Here is a 19,115-nt window from a genome sequence, read left to right on the forward strand (position 1 = left end):
TTCTTTTTATATTTTAAAGTTCAGATCCTTTTGCACCAGGATTTCCTTTATATTCCGGTAAATTATAATCTGCGTCTGTAATTTCGTAATTTTTTGGAACAACATATGCAAAATAGTCAGAAATATCATAAGATACACAATAAAGCTTTTGCGATTGATTTCCTCCTAAAATAACTACTTTATTTCCTTTTTTTCCTGCAACAAACCCTACGTGTCCACCTCCTGATCTTGTTTTTACAGCTATTGCTCCATATACTGGTTTTCCGAGATCTTTACCTTCAGCCCAAGTTGCCCACTTTAATGCTCTTACAGCATCATATCCTTTATCTGTAGTAACTCCTTCGTAACCATAATGTTTCATAATCCAGTTGACAAAAGCAGCACACCAAGCAATATCTGTTTCATCTTTTGTGCCATTTTTCATATCATTTTCATAAGGAGTCCCATCAAAAAATTTCTGGATTTCTTTATTCGTTCCGGTTTCAACAAGGTTCTTAGCTTCTTCTTTCCAAACCAGCTCCATCCATGGTGCTCTGCCTTCAAGATTTGGCATTGCTACTACTTCCCCATCGCATACTTTTTTATCGTATTTAAACCATGCTTTAAGATTGGAAAGACCTTGTTTTCTATCTGCCCATCCATTAGGATTTACTTCTAATTTATGAGTCAGAGTATAGCCGTTTAATACTTTACAAATTAAAAAATAGTAACGTTCTTCTTCATCCTCCATCAATAGTGCAGTTTCATTTAATGTTTTCCCTAATGCCTTACTAAAGTATTCTCTTTTAAACTTCATCGCATCTTTTTCTGCTTGAGAATAGTTTTTATTAGGGTTTTCCTTCCAATTTGGTATTTTTTTATAAACTGACCAAAACCAACCGCCACTGTCTACCGCTAAATAAAGTTTAGTGGCCACTAATTCAGGATATGTAACAATATCTTCAGAAACTTTTTCATCATAATCTTTATATGCAACAGGATCACTCCCATCCCCAGTAAGCTGCTGTATTCCGCGACCTTTATATTTGTATCCACTCGAGGCGTGAGAACTTGATTCTTCTCCTGCTGTTCTAAAAAAACTGGTTTCAGAATAAACATTTGCTAAAAATGCTATTTTTTGAATGCATTTATTAATATCATATTTTCTAAACATAGCATTCAACTCCATTGTTAAATCTGCAAAACTTTCACGATCCATGTCTGTAGATTCCCATATTTCTTCCTTACCACGCATATGTTTTACCAAACTTCTGATTTCACTTTCAGTAAAATCACGATTACAATAGCATGTTTTCTGTTTTCTCACCTCCGCCATTTCCACCACCACAGGCATCACATCATTATCAATAGCTTCGGGGGTCTCTTTCTGAGATACTTTGAGACAACCACTCTCATAAAAAATTAATTGCTTACGCAGCTCCAACATCTCTTGCTGAGTAAACGCTGTTCCGTCTTTTTTATACGCTTTAATCCCCAGTTTTTCCATATCCTCTGTTCTAACCAGATCGGCCGGAAGTGTACTGTTGATCGTAAACTGGCTTTTTTCTATTTTCCAGACTTTCTTTTTGGGATCTGCGGGATCCTGAATCTGGCGGGAAACCTGCGCGATGTAATAGTCAAAGTTTTTCGGTGGATTTTTCCATTCTTCTTTTGCGGTGAAGGCCACTTCAAGCAAGCCGTCTTTTCCTGTTTTTTCCTCGTTATAACTTTGTTTGCTTTCGTGGGTATAGGTGATATGATCTTTTTCGTTTAATCCTTCTTTGGGAATCTCCTTCAGCACATCAATCTTCAGAGTTTCTTCCGTCATATTGACGGTATGAACCCAAAGCTTATGGGTTTTACCATAGAAAGTCTGCATCCGCTGAATATCTTTACCATCTTCGGTAGAGAACATGATCGATACAATTTTCTGTTCGGAAGTGATGGTCAGTTCTTCATTGGAATCCAAAACTTCAAGATAAGTTGTGGTGCTGTCTACCACCACAGGTTTCGTTCCCTGAATGGTAATATTTCCCGGAAGTACAATATCCGCAGATGAAGCTGCCTGAAGCTCTACCGTGAATACCAGACGGTAAGACGGGTTCGGATTTTCTGTCGTTTTAGGGATAGCAGCCAGCAATTTTTTCTTGTAATCATCATTCGTGGTGATAAGGAATGAAGCTTTGCCTTCGTTATTAAGAGTAACTGTTTTCTCTTCCAGCATGTATTTATCTTTCTCTTTATAGAAATCATCACCTTCGCCTTTTACCCAGATTTTTACTTTTAACGTCTGATTCTGCAGTCCGTCAATTTCAATAAATCCATAGGTTTCCTCTCCGAATCCTGTTTCGGTACGTTTCACACCGGTTCCATAAGCCCACAGCGCCCTTTTTACAGCAGGCTCAGAAACTTTTACTTTCGCTTCTATTTTCTTTCCATCGGTATAATCTCCTGTTAAATAGGCAGAAATAGTGTATTCGCCGAGATCATTGAATGTAATGGTCCCGTCTCCGTTATTGGTCACTTTATCAGGAACTTCTATTTTTATGGCTTCATTGCTAGCCAGCGCAGCAATTCTTGCTGTTGCCGTATATTTTATTTTTGTTCCTTTCGGAATATTAACTGCCGGAAGGGTAAATTTATCTATGATATTTTGAATCACCTCAAAATTAAAACAGTCTGATCCGGAAAAACCTGGCTGCTTTCCTGCTCCCAAAGGATTAGCATAAGCTTCGAGTATATATTTCCCGAAATATTGATTGCTGGCCAGTTTTGCATCATTATACAGAAGTTCAGCTACCTTTTTATTGATGGTGCCTGTTCTGAATGAAGGAGAGTTTTCAAATAATGCCACTCTTCCTAGCCCATCTTTTTTTAGGTACCAATATACAGAAGTGCCCGAAGGCATATAATTCACATTAAATTTCGAAGCCTGTACTTTAATGGTATCACTGAATCTCACCAAGCCCGGTTCTCCTTTTACTCCCATGACCCCCAGACTGTTTTCTATTTTAATCTCTACAGACTGTGGTTGTGGATCTGTGGGATCTGTAAATGCTTCTACCGTATATTTACCGGCATTTTTAAAGGTAAGAATGACACGGTCGCCAGCACCCGCAACGGAAACAAGATGTGAAGAAGAAGCTCCTGAAGAACTGTTATACAGAACAGCTGTTCCCTGCTTTACAGTCCAGTGAACGGTATTTACAGGCATAAAGAATCCTCTGTTCAGTATTTTTGCCTGATCTGTCGTACTGTTGAGTTTACGCTCAATGGATAGAGGTAAAGGAATATTAATCAACGTTGACGAACCTGGACTGACAATTTTCTTAACAAAATCCTGTATAACTTCCACATTGAGAGAGCATTTGGCATCGCCCGCTTTTTTTCCATAAGCTTCCAGTCTGTACTTCCCTTCTGTAAGTCCATCGAATATTTTACTCATGGATTGACTGAAATTGCTTCCCAATCCAATAAATGTTTTTATTTTATCTTTTGTTCCTTCCCCTTTGAACAACGCCCAGATGATTTTTTTCTCATCACCTTTGAACTGGGCTTTTAAGTCCAGGTTATCACCACCAAAAGGGTTCATAATAGGAAGAAGCGGGCCATTCATTCCTTTGATATAGTAATAAGTACCACTCAATTTATCAGTCGGTATCGGTCTTACCATTGAAATTGATGACACTGCTATGCTTACCTGAGAAGCAGAGGATGACGGCCATTGTGGCGAAGTATTGGCTACTGAAAACTCATCAGCTTCTTTGACATCTATCTGTGAAACATTGTTGGCCTGTCCGGTGGTTGCAAAAGCAATCGTTCCGGGAACACCATGTCCCGGACAGTTTCCTGTAGAAGCATCCAACAGGATTTTCATACTCTTGTTGAATTCTACGTTTTCGTAATAGTCTTTATATTTGATATTGCATTTGCCTTTACAGGGATAGGTTTTCCCGTCTGAACCTTTGCAGTTCCCGAATCCGTTTCCGCCTCCGAAACTGTCTGCTTTATCATCAAGATAAGTGGCTACAGGTTTATTTTGTGCAAAATATTTGTTTTTGCCCAATTTTTTTTTCTGGCTTTTCACTTCCATCGGAACGGCCGTACCATTGGAATTGTTGGTTACAGAGCTGCTGCAATATGCTGTAGCTCCTTCTATAATGATGTATCCTTTATCCGCCATTTCATTTGTTCATAAAGATTAAGTCATTGTGATCGTTTCCCGGTATACTGTTTTTTCTCCGTCTGACAATATAAAGTCTGCGCTCTTTTTGGAATACTGTTTTTTTCGGGAATTGTATTCCATTTGTATATTTAATTTTACCTGATACTGTCCCGTCTGATACAGGTATTTTTTGTCCAATTCTTCTTTTATATGAACCGGAACTTTGATTTCAGAGGTAAAAAAGGCTTCAAATCCATATTCTCTCTGTTCGGCAATAATAATTCCGGTACATTCTACATCCCCGATCCCTTTGATATTCCAAACAATGGATTCTTCATTTTTTCCTCCATTGTCTACATAATAAGGAGCAAATAAAAGGAGGTTCCAAAAGGGTTCTTTCAGTTTATTCTTATAAAAGACGGCTTCATCTTCAAACGCGGTAAGATATTGGTTTCTGAAAACATCCGCATTCTGGTATTTTTCCTGAAGGTTTGATGTTTTAAGTTTCCAGTTTTCTATATTATTCTGATGATCTGCAGCACCCAGAAAGTTTCCTTTTTCATCAACTTTTATTTCCAAAGGATAAGAGCTTTTTTCCAACACATGCAAAATTTCCATGAATTTATTTTCTGAAGGAAAAGGGGAATCTTCTACTTTTTCTATCATCCAGATTTTGGTGAGATCTTCATTTACCTTTTCCTGCAGCGTAATGCTAAAAGATGAATAAAGTCCTTTTATTTCTCCAAACTGTATTTCAAGAGCATTTTCCACCTGATAATGATGGATTCCCGATGTATATTTCTGAAAAGGCTTTACTCTTGTTTCTACCATTTGGGATTATTATTTAGAAAAAATAAACAGCACTATTTATCACAGTTTTTGTTTACCACCGTCTCTTCCGGCAGATTGTAGAGGTATATTTTCTCTATTGTTCCTTTTCCACATTTGTTTACCAGATAATTGGCTATATAATCTTGCTGATAATGTGATATTTCTTCTCCTAACAGCTCTCCGGCACTTTCCTTATTCGTGATAAAATATGAAGTATTATCCGTTTTTCTGTAAAAAACAAAGTTGAGTGAGGAGGTTTCCGGTTTTGCAAGAACCTTATTTTTTTTCAATATGTTTTCTACATACTTTATAATTTCTTTTTTCAGAACACTTTCAGTAGGTTCCGGATTATCTATAAGTATATAGTATGAAACCTTGACCGCATTTTTATAATAAGCATTAGTAAAAGTCATATGCTCAAGGGGAATAAAGTCATTATGTTTCTTGTCACAGCTCAAGGCTATTAAAAGAAAGCATACTATCGTGATCATTTTTATAGATTGTAAATACTTCATTTATATGTAATTCCTATTATTATTTAACCACTCAACCTGCTACTTTCTCATAAAGGAGTAAACATATTCTTTACCATCAATGCATTCGTAAAATATCTGGTATTTATAATAATTCTGATGTAAACTAATGTCATCCAACCTCTTTTTTATTGAAGAAGCATTATTTTTTAACATTAATGTATCAGATGTACAGGGTATTTTATTGACAATGATTTTATAAACTGTTGTATCCTTAGGTTGATCAATATTATATTTAGGTTCTCTTAATACCTCTTTTGCGTGATTTTCTGTTTTTATTTTTTCTAAAAGTATTTTTTCAGATGAACTTAAAGTACCTTCCTTAGGTGTTGTAAGCCAAAATACAATGAGAAAACCATATCTATAAATGATCAGACACAGTACTGCAATAATTCCTATTATTAAATATTTCTTCATTAATTTTCTGTATAATATTTTTTTGTTTTTTCATCATAAAAGTAAAATTTAGAATTTTTATATACTCTTGAAAAAGGCGTTGGACTTTTTACTTTTAAAGCATTAAAATTCTTTTGTAATACGGTTGTAGATGTTCCTCCATATCCCATTCCGCTACCAGGTGTTGAGTAGGTTTTATTTTCCTGATTTACAAATTGGAACTCTATAAGCTCAAGATCTTCAAACCATCCCCACACAAAAGCTTCATCTTTTGTATACATATGTCCAAATTCATCCCCTTTCGGATTCTTTGATATACCGCTGAATTTCACACCTCTTATTATAGAGGAATCATTTGCATTTTTATACATAAGCACAGGATCCCAATCAATATCTATCTGGTAAGTTATTTGTGGAAATGTAACACCAAAACCTGATGTGTCTGCCGGGGATAAATGAACAACTTTTTCAATATTGAGTTTTTGATTTTTTAACACGCTCAAAACTCCTTCTGCGAAAGCTCCTCCCATACTATGGGAAACCACCATTATGCGACGTTCTTCCTTAAATATTTCCTGATAAAATTTTGATGCCTGATTTTTAAGTCTGGCTTCTGCAAACTCTTTACCTTGTTTATATCTATCTCCTCCTGATGAAAACTTTGTACCGGCACCATTTATGAAATATTCTTTTGTGGATTTAAAATACTTTTTAGCACTGCTCTTAAGCCCAATACCCCAATATTGTTCTCCCCATTCGCTGCCTGCATATGGCATTTTTTTATTCCAGTATCCACAAATATAAATAATGATTGGATCCAAAACTTTAAATGAAACTTCTGCTCTTACTTTTTGATCCGGAGATTTAAAAAATGCATACACTCTTAATTTGGATATTTTCCGGTCTTTGGGAACATTATATGATATTTTTTCTTCACCTGTCACCTGAGAAGCATTAGCTAAAGGGGTATCATCGTACTGTATCGCCCACTTAAGGCCTTTTAATTCTGATTTCGTTGGATTTCTACTATATTGTGTTGCTTTAAAGAAATAAGATTTTCCTTTTCCTATTATTTTAACCTCTTTTGTACATTCTATATCTTCATAGCATTTTACAGCCTTTACAAGTAATGACTGAGTTTCTCTTTTCTCTTGGTATTCATCAAATTTCTTCCCACCTTTTTTTCCATAAAAGGTGTTCTCCTGAGGAGATTTAAAATCCAGAGTTCCCTTGGAAGCATCTTTCATGATATGTTCTGCTTCTTTATAGGATTTCCCAAAGACATTTCTTATAATATTTCCGCCTTCGCCTGCCATATTACTGCATTTTTACCTGTTTACCGCTATTGATAAGCACTTCCTTGGCACTCTCTACATTAATGGCATCTTTTGTACTGATGTAAGAGCCGGATTCCATATTTTCTGTAATATTTTTCGCTGTAGATTTTCTGCCTGCTTCTGCTGTTTCAATGATATTACTTGCTGTCAGGTTGTAGTCGTCATTGGCTGTTTCTGTGATATCTTCTCCCGCCATAATATTGACATTTCTCTGGGCAGAAGCAATGATATTTTTACCTGCATTGATCTGTACATTTTCTCCGGCAGTGAAGGTGATATTTTTGGGAGCATTGACAACAATATTTCCTTTTCCATCCATGAGATAAGTATTACCACTTGGATCTTCAATAAAAATACTTCCTTCCTGATCGTTAAAAATCACTTTATTTCCACTTCTTGTCTGAATAGATTTAAGATGGTTATTAATGCTTCCTCCCAATGCAACCTGTCCGTGGAACATTCCTCCCATCGCAAACGGAAAATCAGGATGATGGTATTCAAAACCTACCATTACCTGATCTCCTACTTCGGGTATTGCTACAAAACCTCTGTTTTGAGTGATCATATCTGTACCTCCTGCATCAGGGCTCATCATTCTGATAAAATGAGTGGTATCAGGATGTTGCTGCCAGTCGAATCTCACCTGTATTCTTCCCTGATTAAGCGGATCTGTATTGGAAATAACCGTAGCCACCTGCGGCTCAGCTTTAGGCTGTTTAAAATCCGGTTTTGGCATAAAGCCCGTGCCTTCAGCAATAGCTTCAAAACTTCCTGTATAATATCCTCTGGCATTGACTTCATGTAAGACTTCGGTAATTGTAAGTTTTGTAAAATAGGAAGTCTGGCTGGTATCCGGTTTCCGCATTTCCATATCTGCAAGGCATCCCGGATATAAAAACGGAACGGTTGTATTTCCTGAAACCGTAAATACTTCTACAGCAGCACTGCCTGCAGCACTTTTCTGAGAATCGCTTACATCCACAAACATATTGGCATTAATGGGAGCCGGAGAAAGTGAACGGGTTTTAAAGATATTATTGCTCAGTTCATATGCTTTGGAGGGTATTTCGCCCAAATGTCTGATATTATTTTCAGAGCCTTCCATTTTGGTATGACTGCTGCTGTTATAGCCGAAAAATTCAGGATTGGTGTGCACTGCATTCAGTTCTACCTGAACATCTGTTGCATTGCTTCCGTATACAAGCCGGATCGGTTTTTCTGAAGGGGGAAGTTTTCCGAAATGAAGCACCTCGCCATCGTAGTAGAACTGCTCTCCGTAGGCTTCAGCTGTTCTTGCAAGATAGTTATAATGGGTTTCGTTATATTGTGAACTATAATTGATATAGCTTTTATTCTGCGTATCTACTCTGAAATCAAATTTCTCTGATCCCAGGGCTTCTTTAAGTATTTTGTTGGCAATAATTCCTGTATTCACAGCCTGATCACCTCCAAAACTTTGAGTATGGGGAGCTGCATCCATCAATATGGTAGGGCTCTGGCCTCTCAGTACAATATTTCCCAGGCTCATCTTTTCCTGGCTGAATGCAGCTTTGGTGATAACTCCTACAAAAGTTCTTTCCGGGCTTTCACTTTCATAATCTTTGTATTTGAAAACAATGGTGATTCTTTTTCCCAGAAACTGGCGTGCCTGTTCCAGCGTATGGTTTTGAGCCTCCCCGAGAGAATCATGAGCTAAGATCAGCTCAAAATTGTGGTGTCTTCTGGCACTTTGCTGCAGACGGAAATGTTTGAAGTGTTTGATAATTTTGCCTTCAATCACAATATCCAGTTTCACCACACGGTTGATTCCGGGAATATGATTCTCAGAAATCTTATCTGAATTCGAGATATTTTTATTCATAGTGATTAGGTTTTTTCAGAACTTTATTTGGAATAAACAGTCGTTCTATAAGGTTAAAAAAGGCAGAACAGCAGCCCTTGAAACGGGTGTACTATTCTGCCTGATATTTAAATTCTGAATTTGCTTAAGAAGGCCATGCTCCGAAGTATGATGAATTCCCCAGATCGATCTGTTCTGCACTTACCACAAAACTGATATACATACTGTTGTCATCCACAGCATCGAAATCTACTTCATGCTGGATTACATAACCGTTGTTCCACTTCAATGTTGTTAAAGTTCCTTCTTCGTGAGATTTGTTGAAAGTGATCTCTCCTACTGTAGGCTTATATTTTCCGTTCAGTAAACTTTCCAGGATGTCTGATTTTTCAGTAGCTTCTACTGTGATTTTGATAAGAGCATTGGAAGGATCTGATGCCACACGCCCTGAAACGTCCGTAGATCTTGATACACTGTAGTTAAGCTTTAACAGTTTTTGCCCTTCACCGTTGTTGAATTTTAAAATTCCTCTTGAATTTCTTTCTGCCATGATTGTAAATTTTAATGGTTAATATATTGTGATTGTTTGCTTTCTATATCACCAAATATAGATGTATTTACAAAAAGCAAATTACATTTATTATTAAATTTCAAAAAGTGTAGTAATAATACGACTAACACCTGTTAGGCAAATTAACTCTTATAAATCAGGTGTTTGCTGTTTTTTATCACTGAAAATAGGATAATTGTATTGGCTGTTTAAAATTGGTTAAAGAAACAATAATATATTCCCAAAGCAACCGTAAGAAAAATCTTAAATACCAGGCCTAAAAACCTTTTAATAAAACGCTGTGAAAATAATTTTCAAAAAAAACAGAAAAAATTAAAGTACCAAAATACTGATGAACAGTACATTGAATACTGAAACCAGCTTTATCAGGATATTTATTTGAAAAAATAAAACAAAATACTTGCGCGGTATTATAAAATGTTATACTTTTGCATCACTTTAAAACAACGAAGTAATAAACGAAAACATAATGGTTTCTTAGCTCAGTTGGTAGAGCAATGGATTGAAAATCCATGTGTCCCTGGTTCGATTCCTGGAGAAACCACTTTAAAACCTCTGATTAGTCAGAGGTTTTTTTGTTATTATATTCATACTAGCAATGTTAGGTTTTCTTAGTAACCTGACTTAATTTTTTTATTCTCTGCTTCAAAATTACAATTCTTAACCTCTTCTATTTTCTTATACAGCCGACGTTTTCTTGTCTAAATAAGCAACATCAAGAATATTTAATCACACAAAAAGGAATTATTTATGATAATTATATTATATTTAAACATAAACAATTATTGATATACATCTTCAACAACACCAATCCAATAAACAAATTATGAAACATCCAATCATTCCCGAAAATGCTGACCACGAGTTGAGCATTCAACAAAGTCAGTTTAAAAATGTAATTTCAATTTTCAAAGAAGTAAGCCGTTCTTTACCTGAAAAAACAGCCATTATTTCAGAAAGTAAAAGCCTCTCCTATGAAGAGTTAGATATTCAGTCAGACCAATTGGCTGCTTATCTTCTTGGCCTTCCATTGAAGAAGGGAGCTTCAGTTGCAGTCTGCATGTCTCAATCTGTAGAGCGTATTGTAGCTTTTTTAGCTGTTCTGAAGATAGGTTCAGCCTATATTCCTATTGACGGACAATTACCAGAAAACAGGATTAAAATGATCATTGAAGATTCGCAAACCGAACTTGTCATCACTGAAGATCTTTATCTTGATAAATTTGAACAGATGCAAGTTCAATTGGTTAATATGAGCCACGGAATCAGTGAACCTGCAGGCAATCAGATCAGCATTATTCCCGATGATATAGATATGATGCAGACAGCCTATATTATTTACACTTCAGGAAGTACCGGAGTTCCAAAGGGTGTAGAAATTCATCACGAGGCCTTTTATGCTTTCGTCGTGTCCTTCACAGAGCTTTTGGGGTATTCTTCCAGGGACAGGACACTCCAGTTCAGTTCTGCAGGATTTGATGTTTCTATCATTGACATCTGGATTCCATTATTTACAGGAGCAACCGTTGTCCTGTATCCTGACAACAAAATTATCGGAAAGCCTTTGCTGGACTTTATTGTTGATCATAAGATTGAAGTTGTTCCCTTTATTCCTCCCGCTGTATTGAGCACATTACCAACAAATCTTCCCATCGGAAAGCTGCATACTATTTCCATTGCAGGTGAAGTTCCGTCAGAACAAACTGTAAAAAACTGGTGCAACAGAGTACGTCTCATTAACGTATATGGCCCTACGGAAACTACCGTAGGTGTTATTGCCCATCATTTTCAGGATGACACCAATCCTCATATTATTGGGAAGCCTCTAGAAGGCACTCATATTCATATCCTCAATCAGGACCTGGAGTATGTGAATGAAGGTATAACCGGGGAAATTTATATCGGGGGTAAGCAGGTAGCGAAAGGATACATCAATAAGCCGGCAGAAACTTCAGAAGTATTCATTGAAGCCCCTGAATGGATACAGTCTGATTACGGAATCAGCTACAGGTTATACAAATCCGGTGACCGCGGATTCTTGCGAAAAGACGGTAACATTGAGTTTGTAGGGCGTCTGGACGAACAGGTAAAATTACGGGGATACAGAATCGAATTAAAAGAAATTGAACATCATATAGGACAACTGGCACAGGTTGCAAATGTAGCAGTAAAAGTACATCGCCCGGAACAGGGACAGCCTGTTCTTGTTGCATTTCTGGAACTTTATGAAACAGACAAAGAACATATCACTGTGGAAGATATCCGTGCAAGGCTGAAACAAAGTCTTCCCACTTATATGCTTCCTGAAAAAATAATTTTGTACGACAAACTTCCTTTGACAATTACCGGAAAGATTGATAAGAGCAAGCTTCAAGTTCCCTTGCAGCAAACTGCGAGAAAGGCAAAAGAAAAAGTGGACGCCTCGGATCTTATGCAGGAAATAAAGGAAATATGGATGGATTTACTGAATCTTGATGAAATGAATGAAAATGATAATTTCTTTGAATTGGGCGGACATTCTTTAATGCTGGGACAGCTGCACGCCCGGTTACCATTAAACATTCAGAAAAGAATATCACTTCCAGAGCTGTATCAGTTTCCAACCGTGTCTCTTTTTGTAAAGGAAGCAGAAACCCGTCTGGCACAAAATCAGCTTAGCCAGCAACAGAAAGCCCGTTTAGTTGAAGAACAGCTTATAAAGGATGCCGAGCTTCCTTTTGATTTTGAAATTGCCGTACAGCCGGACCCTAAGATTCTATCCGATCCCTCAACCATTTTCCTCACAGGAGTTACCGGTTTTGTAGGTTCCCATCTTTTGGAAGAACTCATTCCCCGAAATCCTAATGCTGTCATTTATTGTCTTGTAAGGGCTGAGAATGAAACGTTAGGTCTGGAACGTATTAAAAGTACTTTTTTAAAATTCAAACTGATATGGAAAACAGAGTATGAGGATAAAATCAGAATTGTTTTAGGTGACCTGACCCAGCCCAAATTGGGAATTGATGAAAAATTATATGAATATCTTCTGAAAAACATTGAGGTAATTTACCACATGGGAAGTGATGTAAGCTATGTAAAACCTTACGAACACATCAAAAAACCAAATGTTGACGGAATGGCACATATTTTACACCTGGCAGTGCATGAAAAAACAAAATTCCTGATCATTTCTTCATCTATAGGGGTTTACAGCTGGGGAAGAAGCTTTACAGGAAAAACCTGGATGACAGAGGATGATCCTATTGAACAAAATCTTCCCGCCGTATGTCGTGATATGGGATACATCCGAAGCAAATGGGTTATGGACAGTATGGCTTCGAAAGCCCGTGCAAAAGGTCTTCCTCTTATCAATTTCCGTCTAGGGTTTGTAGTCTGCCACGGGGAAACCGGAGCCACTCCATTAAACCAATGGTGGAGCTCACTGATGCGTTCCTGTATTGAACTAAAAGCTTTTCCACTGGTAATGGGACTAAAAGATGAAGTGATTACTGTAGATTATGTCTCTAAATCCATTGCTCATATCAGCCAGAATCCGGAGGCAATTGGACTCAACTTCAATTTGAATCCTTTACCGGAACACGACCTGTCCCTTACCGACTTTTGTGTCCGCATCACTGATTATTGCGGATTGGAAATGAAAAGTTTAGATTTTGAAACCTGGTTTGAACAATGGAAACGAAATCATGAAACACCTGTCTACGCCCTGCTTTATCTGTTCTCGGATGATGTTCACGAAGGAAAATCTCTGGTTGAAGCTTATGAAAATACCTATTATTTTAAAAGCAGCAATACGGAACGTTTCTTAGAAGGTTCAGATATCAGACCCGCTATTTTTAATAAGCCGGTTATAGAAGCGTATCTCAGATATATGAAGATGATTTAATTATTAAAGTCCTTTATCAGATAATTCAAAACCTCTGTTCATCGGAGGTTTTGTTTGTTTATGTCTTAAAATGATTATCAAGTGTTCAGCCAGCTCAGACATTCAGTAATCTGCAATTTACTGATAAAGATTTCAGCATTTACTTCAGGTTCCGGTGAAAGTCTAAGTTCTACTTTCTGGCTGGAATGCTTGATAATTTCGGAAACCGCGTCTTTATTAATGATAAATTTCCTGTTGATCTTAAAGAAAATTTCAGGGTTCAGCTTCTGAATAATATCTTTAATGGTATCATCATAAATATAGGTCTGATGATCTTTTGTGGTCAGGAAAAGGTATTTCCCGGAGGCAAAAAAGTAGGCAGTGTTATGCTCGTCTATTGATTTTAGTTTATTTCCTTCTCTTACCATGAAACGTTTCATCACCTCATCTTCTGCCTGTCGTAATGAGGACATAGATTTAAGAACCGGTTCAGGATCAAAATTATTTCTTATGGAAATAAATTTCTGTAAAGCTTTATGCAAATCTTCTTCCTCGAAAGGTTTCAGAAGGTAATCAATGGTAAAATGTCTGAAAACCCTCATGGCATATTCGTCAAATGCGGTAATGAAAATAATCGGGGTAAAAAGTTCTACCTGTTCAAAAATTTCAAGGCTCATTCCGTCTCCGAGATGAATATCCATAAAAATAAGATCAGCAGAATCTTTCTCAAAGAACTCAATTGCCTGTTTTTTGGAACGAAGAATAACCGTCTCTGTAATAGGGACTATGCTCTGTGTATCCAAAAGATTTTTCAGATAATTCACAGCCAGCAGTTCATCTTCTATAATGGCAATTTTCATAACGATGCAAAAGTACAAAAAAACCGCTGAAACAATTAAGTTCAAGCGGTTTCCTCTGTATTGAATTTGATATGAAGTTCTATAAATTAGGGTTATTCTTCTTCGCACTCATTGGATATTCAATGGTATATCGCGGATCATTCTGCTGAAGAATATACTCGTTGCCACTAATGGTGTGGCTTATTTTTTTCTGATTTGCTCTTCTTAAGTCGAACCATCTTTGTCCTTCCAAAGCAAATTCCCTGAATCTCTCATCCAGGATAAAGTTCATCAATGCTGCAGAATCCATTGAATTTACTGCATTTTGTACTGAAGTATATCCATCTGGAGTATATCTGTTTTTCATTACTTTGAGAAGTGTTTCTTTAGCTTCTGCGAGTTTATTCAACTTTAATAATGCTTCAGATTTTATAAAATACTGCTCTGCTGTTCTGAAAGACACTTTGAATTCTAAACTTCCTCCTTTGGTGACTTTATACTTACTACCATTTTTTTCAAAATACATGCCAAACCTTTTATCTGCCGTAGTATTGTATGAAGAAATCAACTCCGGAGATGCAAAAGACAAGTTCTTTATAGAGTTATCCCATGTATTATCCAAAGCCATGATCGATTCCGGGGAAGCATAATGGTTGGGTGGTGTGTTGACCGTATTTAAATTGCTCAACTCTCCTTTTACTGCCAATACCTGATCTGCATAGTTTAAAGCCTTATCCCATTCTCCTTCATATAAAGCAGCTCTTGCCTCAAATGCCAGCAATGCGGTTTTTGAAAATCTGTAGTTCAATCCTGTTGCTTGTTTCTGTTCTACCATCAGATCTTCTGCTTTTTTAAGATCTGCATGAACCTGATTGTACACCTCCTGTACTGATGATGGCTTCAATACCTGCTCAAGATCGATTTCAAGACTGATCGGAACTCCTCTGTCGGTAGAAGCCGTAGCACTATTGTATGGTTTACCATATAGATTCACCATGTCAAAATACAGGTAAGCACGAAGAGCATACGCCTCTGCTAAAATCTGATTCTTTTCAGGAGAATCCTGCATAGTTTTGCTTCCTTCATTGATAATCTGATTCAGGTAAAAGTTCACGGAATAAAAGCTTACCCATGGAAATTCTGTAGATGCCTGATCATTATTAGCATCTTTCCACATCGCAATTTCACGATAGGAAATAAAATCTGTTGAATTATCATCAATATTCACCTCATCGGTACGAAATGCCACCAGTGATTTGTGAACAGGATATTTTGAATAGGCAGATGTAAGGACTTTTCTGTAATCTTCAACTGTGGTAGGAATCACTTTTCCTTCAGGCTGAATATCTAAAAACCTGTCGCATCCGATATTGATAAAGCTGATTGCTGCAAGTGCTATGATTGCTGTAATTTTTCTCATTTTTCTCAAGTTTTAAAAAGAAACATTAAATCCTACGGTCACCGACTTGGTGATAGGCTGTGCATAAATATTACCATACGTTTCCGGATCGAAATACCCTTTGTATCCGTTGCTGAATACAAACAGGTTACGTCCTTCAACACTCAGTCTTAAACTTGTGACTCCCATAGGGTTTGTAAATTCTTTAGGAAGTGTATATCCCAAACGGATGCTGCTGATTCTGATATAGCTGATTTCTTTTGCCCATACATCCAGTAAGCTGTAGGCATTGGAACGGTTTCCGGTAAACCATTTATTCGTCATCCATCCGTCCGGATTAGCTTCCATATCAGGACTTGTAATTCCCGGAAGCGAACCTCCAGCTTCATAAATATCTCTGGTGTAGTTTCTTCCTCTGTCCAGCTCCATACCTCGGTAAGAAGGTGTTCTCATTACTGTCTGCTTCAGGTTGAATGTTGCAGAGATGGTAAGGTCAAAATTACTTACCTTAAAGGTGTTGATAATACCTCCTGTAAACTTAGGATCTCTGTCTCCCACGTAAGTAAACAGGCTTCTCAGCTCCGCGTTTGAAAGTTTGGTATCAACAAGCTGCCCAGGCAGAAAATCCGCATATACATCATATAACTTAAAGAATTCTGCTGCTGAAATCTTCTGATCTCCTTTCCAGAATAATGGGTTTCCATGTTCATCCATTCCTGCAGTTTTCAAAGCAAAAACAGCATTTACAGGAAGTCCCTCTCTTGATGGAAGCAATGCATTATCACGCGGCTGCTCACTCAATACTCTGCTCTTGTTATGTGCAAAGTTGATGGTAGTCGTCCATTTGAAATTATCATGATTGATGTTTCTGGTAGATATCGCCAATTCAAAACCTTTGTTGGTCAGGCTTCCCCAGTTCATCATCGTATATTCAAATCCTGTTTCCAAAGGAGTTTCTTTCATACTGATCATATCCGTACCTTTTCTGCTGTAGACATCAGCGGTAAGGCTTACACGGTTATTGAACAATCCCAAATCAAGTCCTAAGTTGGTATTGGTGGTTTTTTCCCATCTCAGTTTATCATTCGGAGGGCTGAGAACATTAATAATGGATTCTTTTCCTCCCGGAAGAATGGTGGCATCATTATATTCACCGATAAAGAATGGTGAAGTGTTTCTGTCAATATTTCCCTGAAGACCGTAAGATGCTCTCAGTCTAAGGTTGGATATCGCAGAAATATTTTTCATAAAGTCTTCCTTCGTTACCAGCCATGATCCTGAAACGGCCCAGATAGGAAGGTATTTATACTTTTTGTTAACCCCGAAAAGGTTCGTTCCATCATATCTTACACTTCCGAAAAATGTATATTTCTGGTCATAAGTATACGACGCTGTAGCAAACATAGATGCATAGGCATTCTCTATAGGAGCTGCTTCACGGTAGGTTTCATATCTTTTGTCCGCTGCAAAACCTGAATTCGGGAATACAATCGCTGTAGCTCTTCTTGTTTTCGGGTCATATCCGAAAGCTCTTGTAATTGTTGTATTATCTTCTGTTTTGCGGATTTCTGTACCGGCCATCAAATCAATTTCATGTTTATTGATCTTTGTGCTGTACGCTGCCTGTAATTTCCAGTTGTACTGGAAGAAATCATTATCCCAGTTTTGTTTTACCGCACCAGCCGGTAGAAAGTAATTGTATTTACCGTCTTTGTAATAACGGGTATTTTCTCTCATTTTTCTGGTGAAGTAGGTATTCTCTGCTGCAAATTTCTCTGTTTTATTTGCATCATACTGAAGTCCCAACTGAGAGGTGAATCTTAAACTTTTTGAAGCTTTATATTCTAAATCTAAAATTGCTTTCAAAGAGTTATTTTTCAGTGAATAGTTGGTATTCTCTCTTTCTTCCAGGAAGTTGAAAGGAATATAACGATCTTCAAAACCATCCATATCTCTGTCATAATTGTAGCTTCCATCTGCATTGAAAGGCTTCATGTAAGGATTGGCATTTCTTGAATAATTCACAGGGTTGATTGAAGCATCAGCGTCCGTTACAAAAGATGTACGTTCACTTTGCGTTCCGAAAATAGAGATTCCTGCATTTAACTTATCGCTTAATTTATAGTTGTTTTTTAAAGTCAGGTTATAACGCTTAAAACCAGTACCGATAGTTGTTCCTTCTTCATCATAGTATCCCAGGGAGAAATAGTAATCTGCGCGGTCACTTCCTCCGGAAACACTTAATCCGTATTGTTTGTTGATGGCATTTCTGTACAACAGTTTGCCCCAGTCTGTATTGTTATTTCTTAAACCGTTAATTTGCTGGCGTGTAAAAGAATTCAACGCATCAAAACCTCCGTTTCTGAAAGCATCAAGCTGGCTGTTCTGCGTCAGAATTCTCATTACTTCTCCTTTATCTGCACGGTAAGTAAGATCTGCACGCTTGGCAAGCATCAGTTCCAGATCTACTTTTTCGGAAGCATTTAAAAGATTTAATTTATCAAAATCAGGGCGTGATGTTACGAAAGTGTCTGCTGAAAAGTTCAGCTTCAGACTTCCTTTCTTTCCTTTTTTGGTGGTAATGGAAATTACTCCGTTTGCAGCTCTTGCTCCGTAAATTGCTGTTGCCGCTGCATCTTTAAGGATGGTAATATCTTCAATATCATTAGGGTTCAAACCTGCGATAGAGAAGTTCTGGAGCTGATCAATATTGTCTTTATCCGTAAAGTTCGGAACATCATTTCCTTCTAACGGAAGACCGTCAATGACCCATAGCGGATCCTGGGGACCGGAAAGGGAAGCTGTACCTCTGATTCTGATCTTCGCCGGACTTCCCGGAGCTCCCGTTTCAGGAGTTACTGCCACACCAGCAATCTGTCCTGCCAGCATCTGGTCTACACTGGCAACACCAGCCTGGCTGATGTTGTCCATTTTCACAGTAGAAACCGCTGAGGTTTGCTTACGTTTTTCAATTTTCTGATATCCGGTGATGATGACTTCCTGGATTTTATTTTTATCTGAAATCTCAGAAGTCAGTCTGATAGTATAATTAGTCTGTCCTTCATTAAGCTGAATGACTCTGGATTCATAACCCGGAAAACTTACCAGTACCGACTTTGTATCGGCAGGGATTTCCAGGATGAATTTTCCGTCCTTATCGGTCACCGTACCTACTGATACACTTTCGATAATTCCTTCCAACTCCGTTTTTGTAGACACCGATTGGGTCTCGATTTTTATAGATGCACCGCTGATAGTCTGAGAAGTATTTCCGTCTTCTATTTTCCCGGTGATGGTTTTCTTTTGCTGGGCCATTGCTATATTAGCAGCCAAAAGAGGTAAAAGTATTAGAGTTTTTTTCAT

11 protein-coding genes and 1 tRNA gene are annotated in these 19,115 nt (G+C 37.5%); 2 read left to right on the forward strand and 10 right to left on the reverse strand.

Annotated features, from left to right (window positions below):
* Positions 1–13 precede the first annotated feature (13 nt).
* The 7 genes from V0410_RS09520 to tssD all read right to left on the reverse strand — a co-directional run bounded on the left by V0410_RS09520 (position 14) and on the right by tssD (position 9,631).
* Complete coding sequence (locus V0410_RS09520) at positions 14–4,162, reverse strand: TIGR02594 family protein (protein WP_330747282.1); 4,149 nt, start codon at positions 4,160–4,162, stop codon at positions 14–16.
* 18 nt (positions 4,163–4,180) lie between these two features.
* Positions 4,181–4,975 carry a hypothetical protein gene (locus V0410_RS09525; protein ID WP_330747283.1) on the reverse strand — a complete coding sequence of 265 codons (795 nt, stop codon included), beginning with the start codon at positions 4,973–4,975 and terminating at the stop codon, positions 4,181–4,183.
* A 32-nt stretch (positions 4,976–5,007) separates the two neighbouring features.
* Positions 5,008–5,466 (reverse strand): hypothetical protein, encoded by a 459-nt coding sequence (locus V0410_RS09530; protein WP_330747284.1) that lies wholly within the window; start codon positions 5,464–5,466, stop codon positions 5,008–5,010.
* Positions 5,467–5,529: 63 nt separating this feature from the next.
* Positions 5,530–5,925, reverse strand: a complete 396-nt coding sequence (locus tag V0410_RS09535; protein WP_330747285.1) for a hypothetical protein — start codon at positions 5,923–5,925, stop codon at positions 5,530–5,532.
* Positions 5,925–7,151: a hypothetical protein gene (locus tag V0410_RS09540; RefSeq protein ID WP_330747286.1), complete on the reverse strand. Its 1,227-nt coding sequence runs from the start codon at positions 7,149–7,151 to the stop codon at positions 5,925–5,927. Before V0410_RS09540 ends, V0410_RS09535 begins: the two co-directional genes overlap by 1 nt.
* Positions 7,152–7,221: 70 nt before the next feature.
* A complete protein-coding gene (locus V0410_RS09545; protein ID WP_330747287.1) occupies positions 7,222–9,102 on the reverse strand; it encodes a type VI secretion system Vgr family protein in 1,881 nt (626 codons plus the stop codon).
* A 124-nt stretch (positions 9,103–9,226) separates the two neighbouring features.
* Positions 9,227–9,631 (reverse strand): type VI secretion system tube protein TssD, encoded by a 405-nt coding sequence (gene tssD / locus V0410_RS09550; protein ID WP_047421063.1) that lies wholly within the window; start codon positions 9,629–9,631, stop codon positions 9,227–9,229.
* A gap of 492 nt (positions 9,632–10,123) precedes the next feature.
* Between tssD and V0410_RS09555 the strand changes: the two genes are divergently transcribed.
* Positions 10,124–10,196, forward strand: a tRNA-Phe gene (locus V0410_RS09555).
* Between the two features lie 282 nt (positions 10,197–10,478).
* Complete coding sequence (locus tag V0410_RS09560) at positions 10,479–13,535, forward strand: non-ribosomal peptide synthetase (protein ID WP_330747288.1); 3,057 nt, start codon at positions 10,479–10,481, stop codon at positions 13,533–13,535.
* 77 nt (positions 13,536–13,612) lie between these two features.
* Here V0410_RS09560 and V0410_RS09565 read toward each other — a convergent pair whose 3' ends face one another.
* From V0410_RS09565 to V0410_RS09575, 3 genes are all read right to left on the reverse strand, one after another.
* On the reverse strand, positions 13,613–14,374 hold the full coding sequence (locus V0410_RS09565) for a LytR/AlgR family response regulator transcription factor (protein WP_330747289.1): 762 nt from the start codon (positions 14,372–14,374) through the stop codon (positions 13,613–13,615).
* A gap of 79 nt (positions 14,375–14,453) precedes the next feature.
* On the reverse strand, positions 14,454–15,773 hold the full coding sequence (locus tag V0410_RS09570; RefSeq protein ID WP_330747290.1) for a RagB/SusD family nutrient uptake outer membrane protein: 1,320 nt from the start codon (positions 15,771–15,773) through the stop codon (positions 14,454–14,456).
* 12 nt (positions 15,774–15,785) lie between these two features.
* Entirely contained in the window at positions 15,786–19,115 is a 3,330-nt protein-coding gene (locus V0410_RS09575) for a SusC/RagA family TonB-linked outer membrane protein (RefSeq protein WP_330747291.1), read from the reverse strand.

Origin of the sequence: Chryseobacterium sp. CP-77 (assembly GCF_036362765.1) — a bacterium.
GTDB lineage: Bacteria > Bacteroidota > Bacteroidia > Flavobacteriales > Weeksellaceae > Chryseobacterium > Chryseobacterium cupriresistens.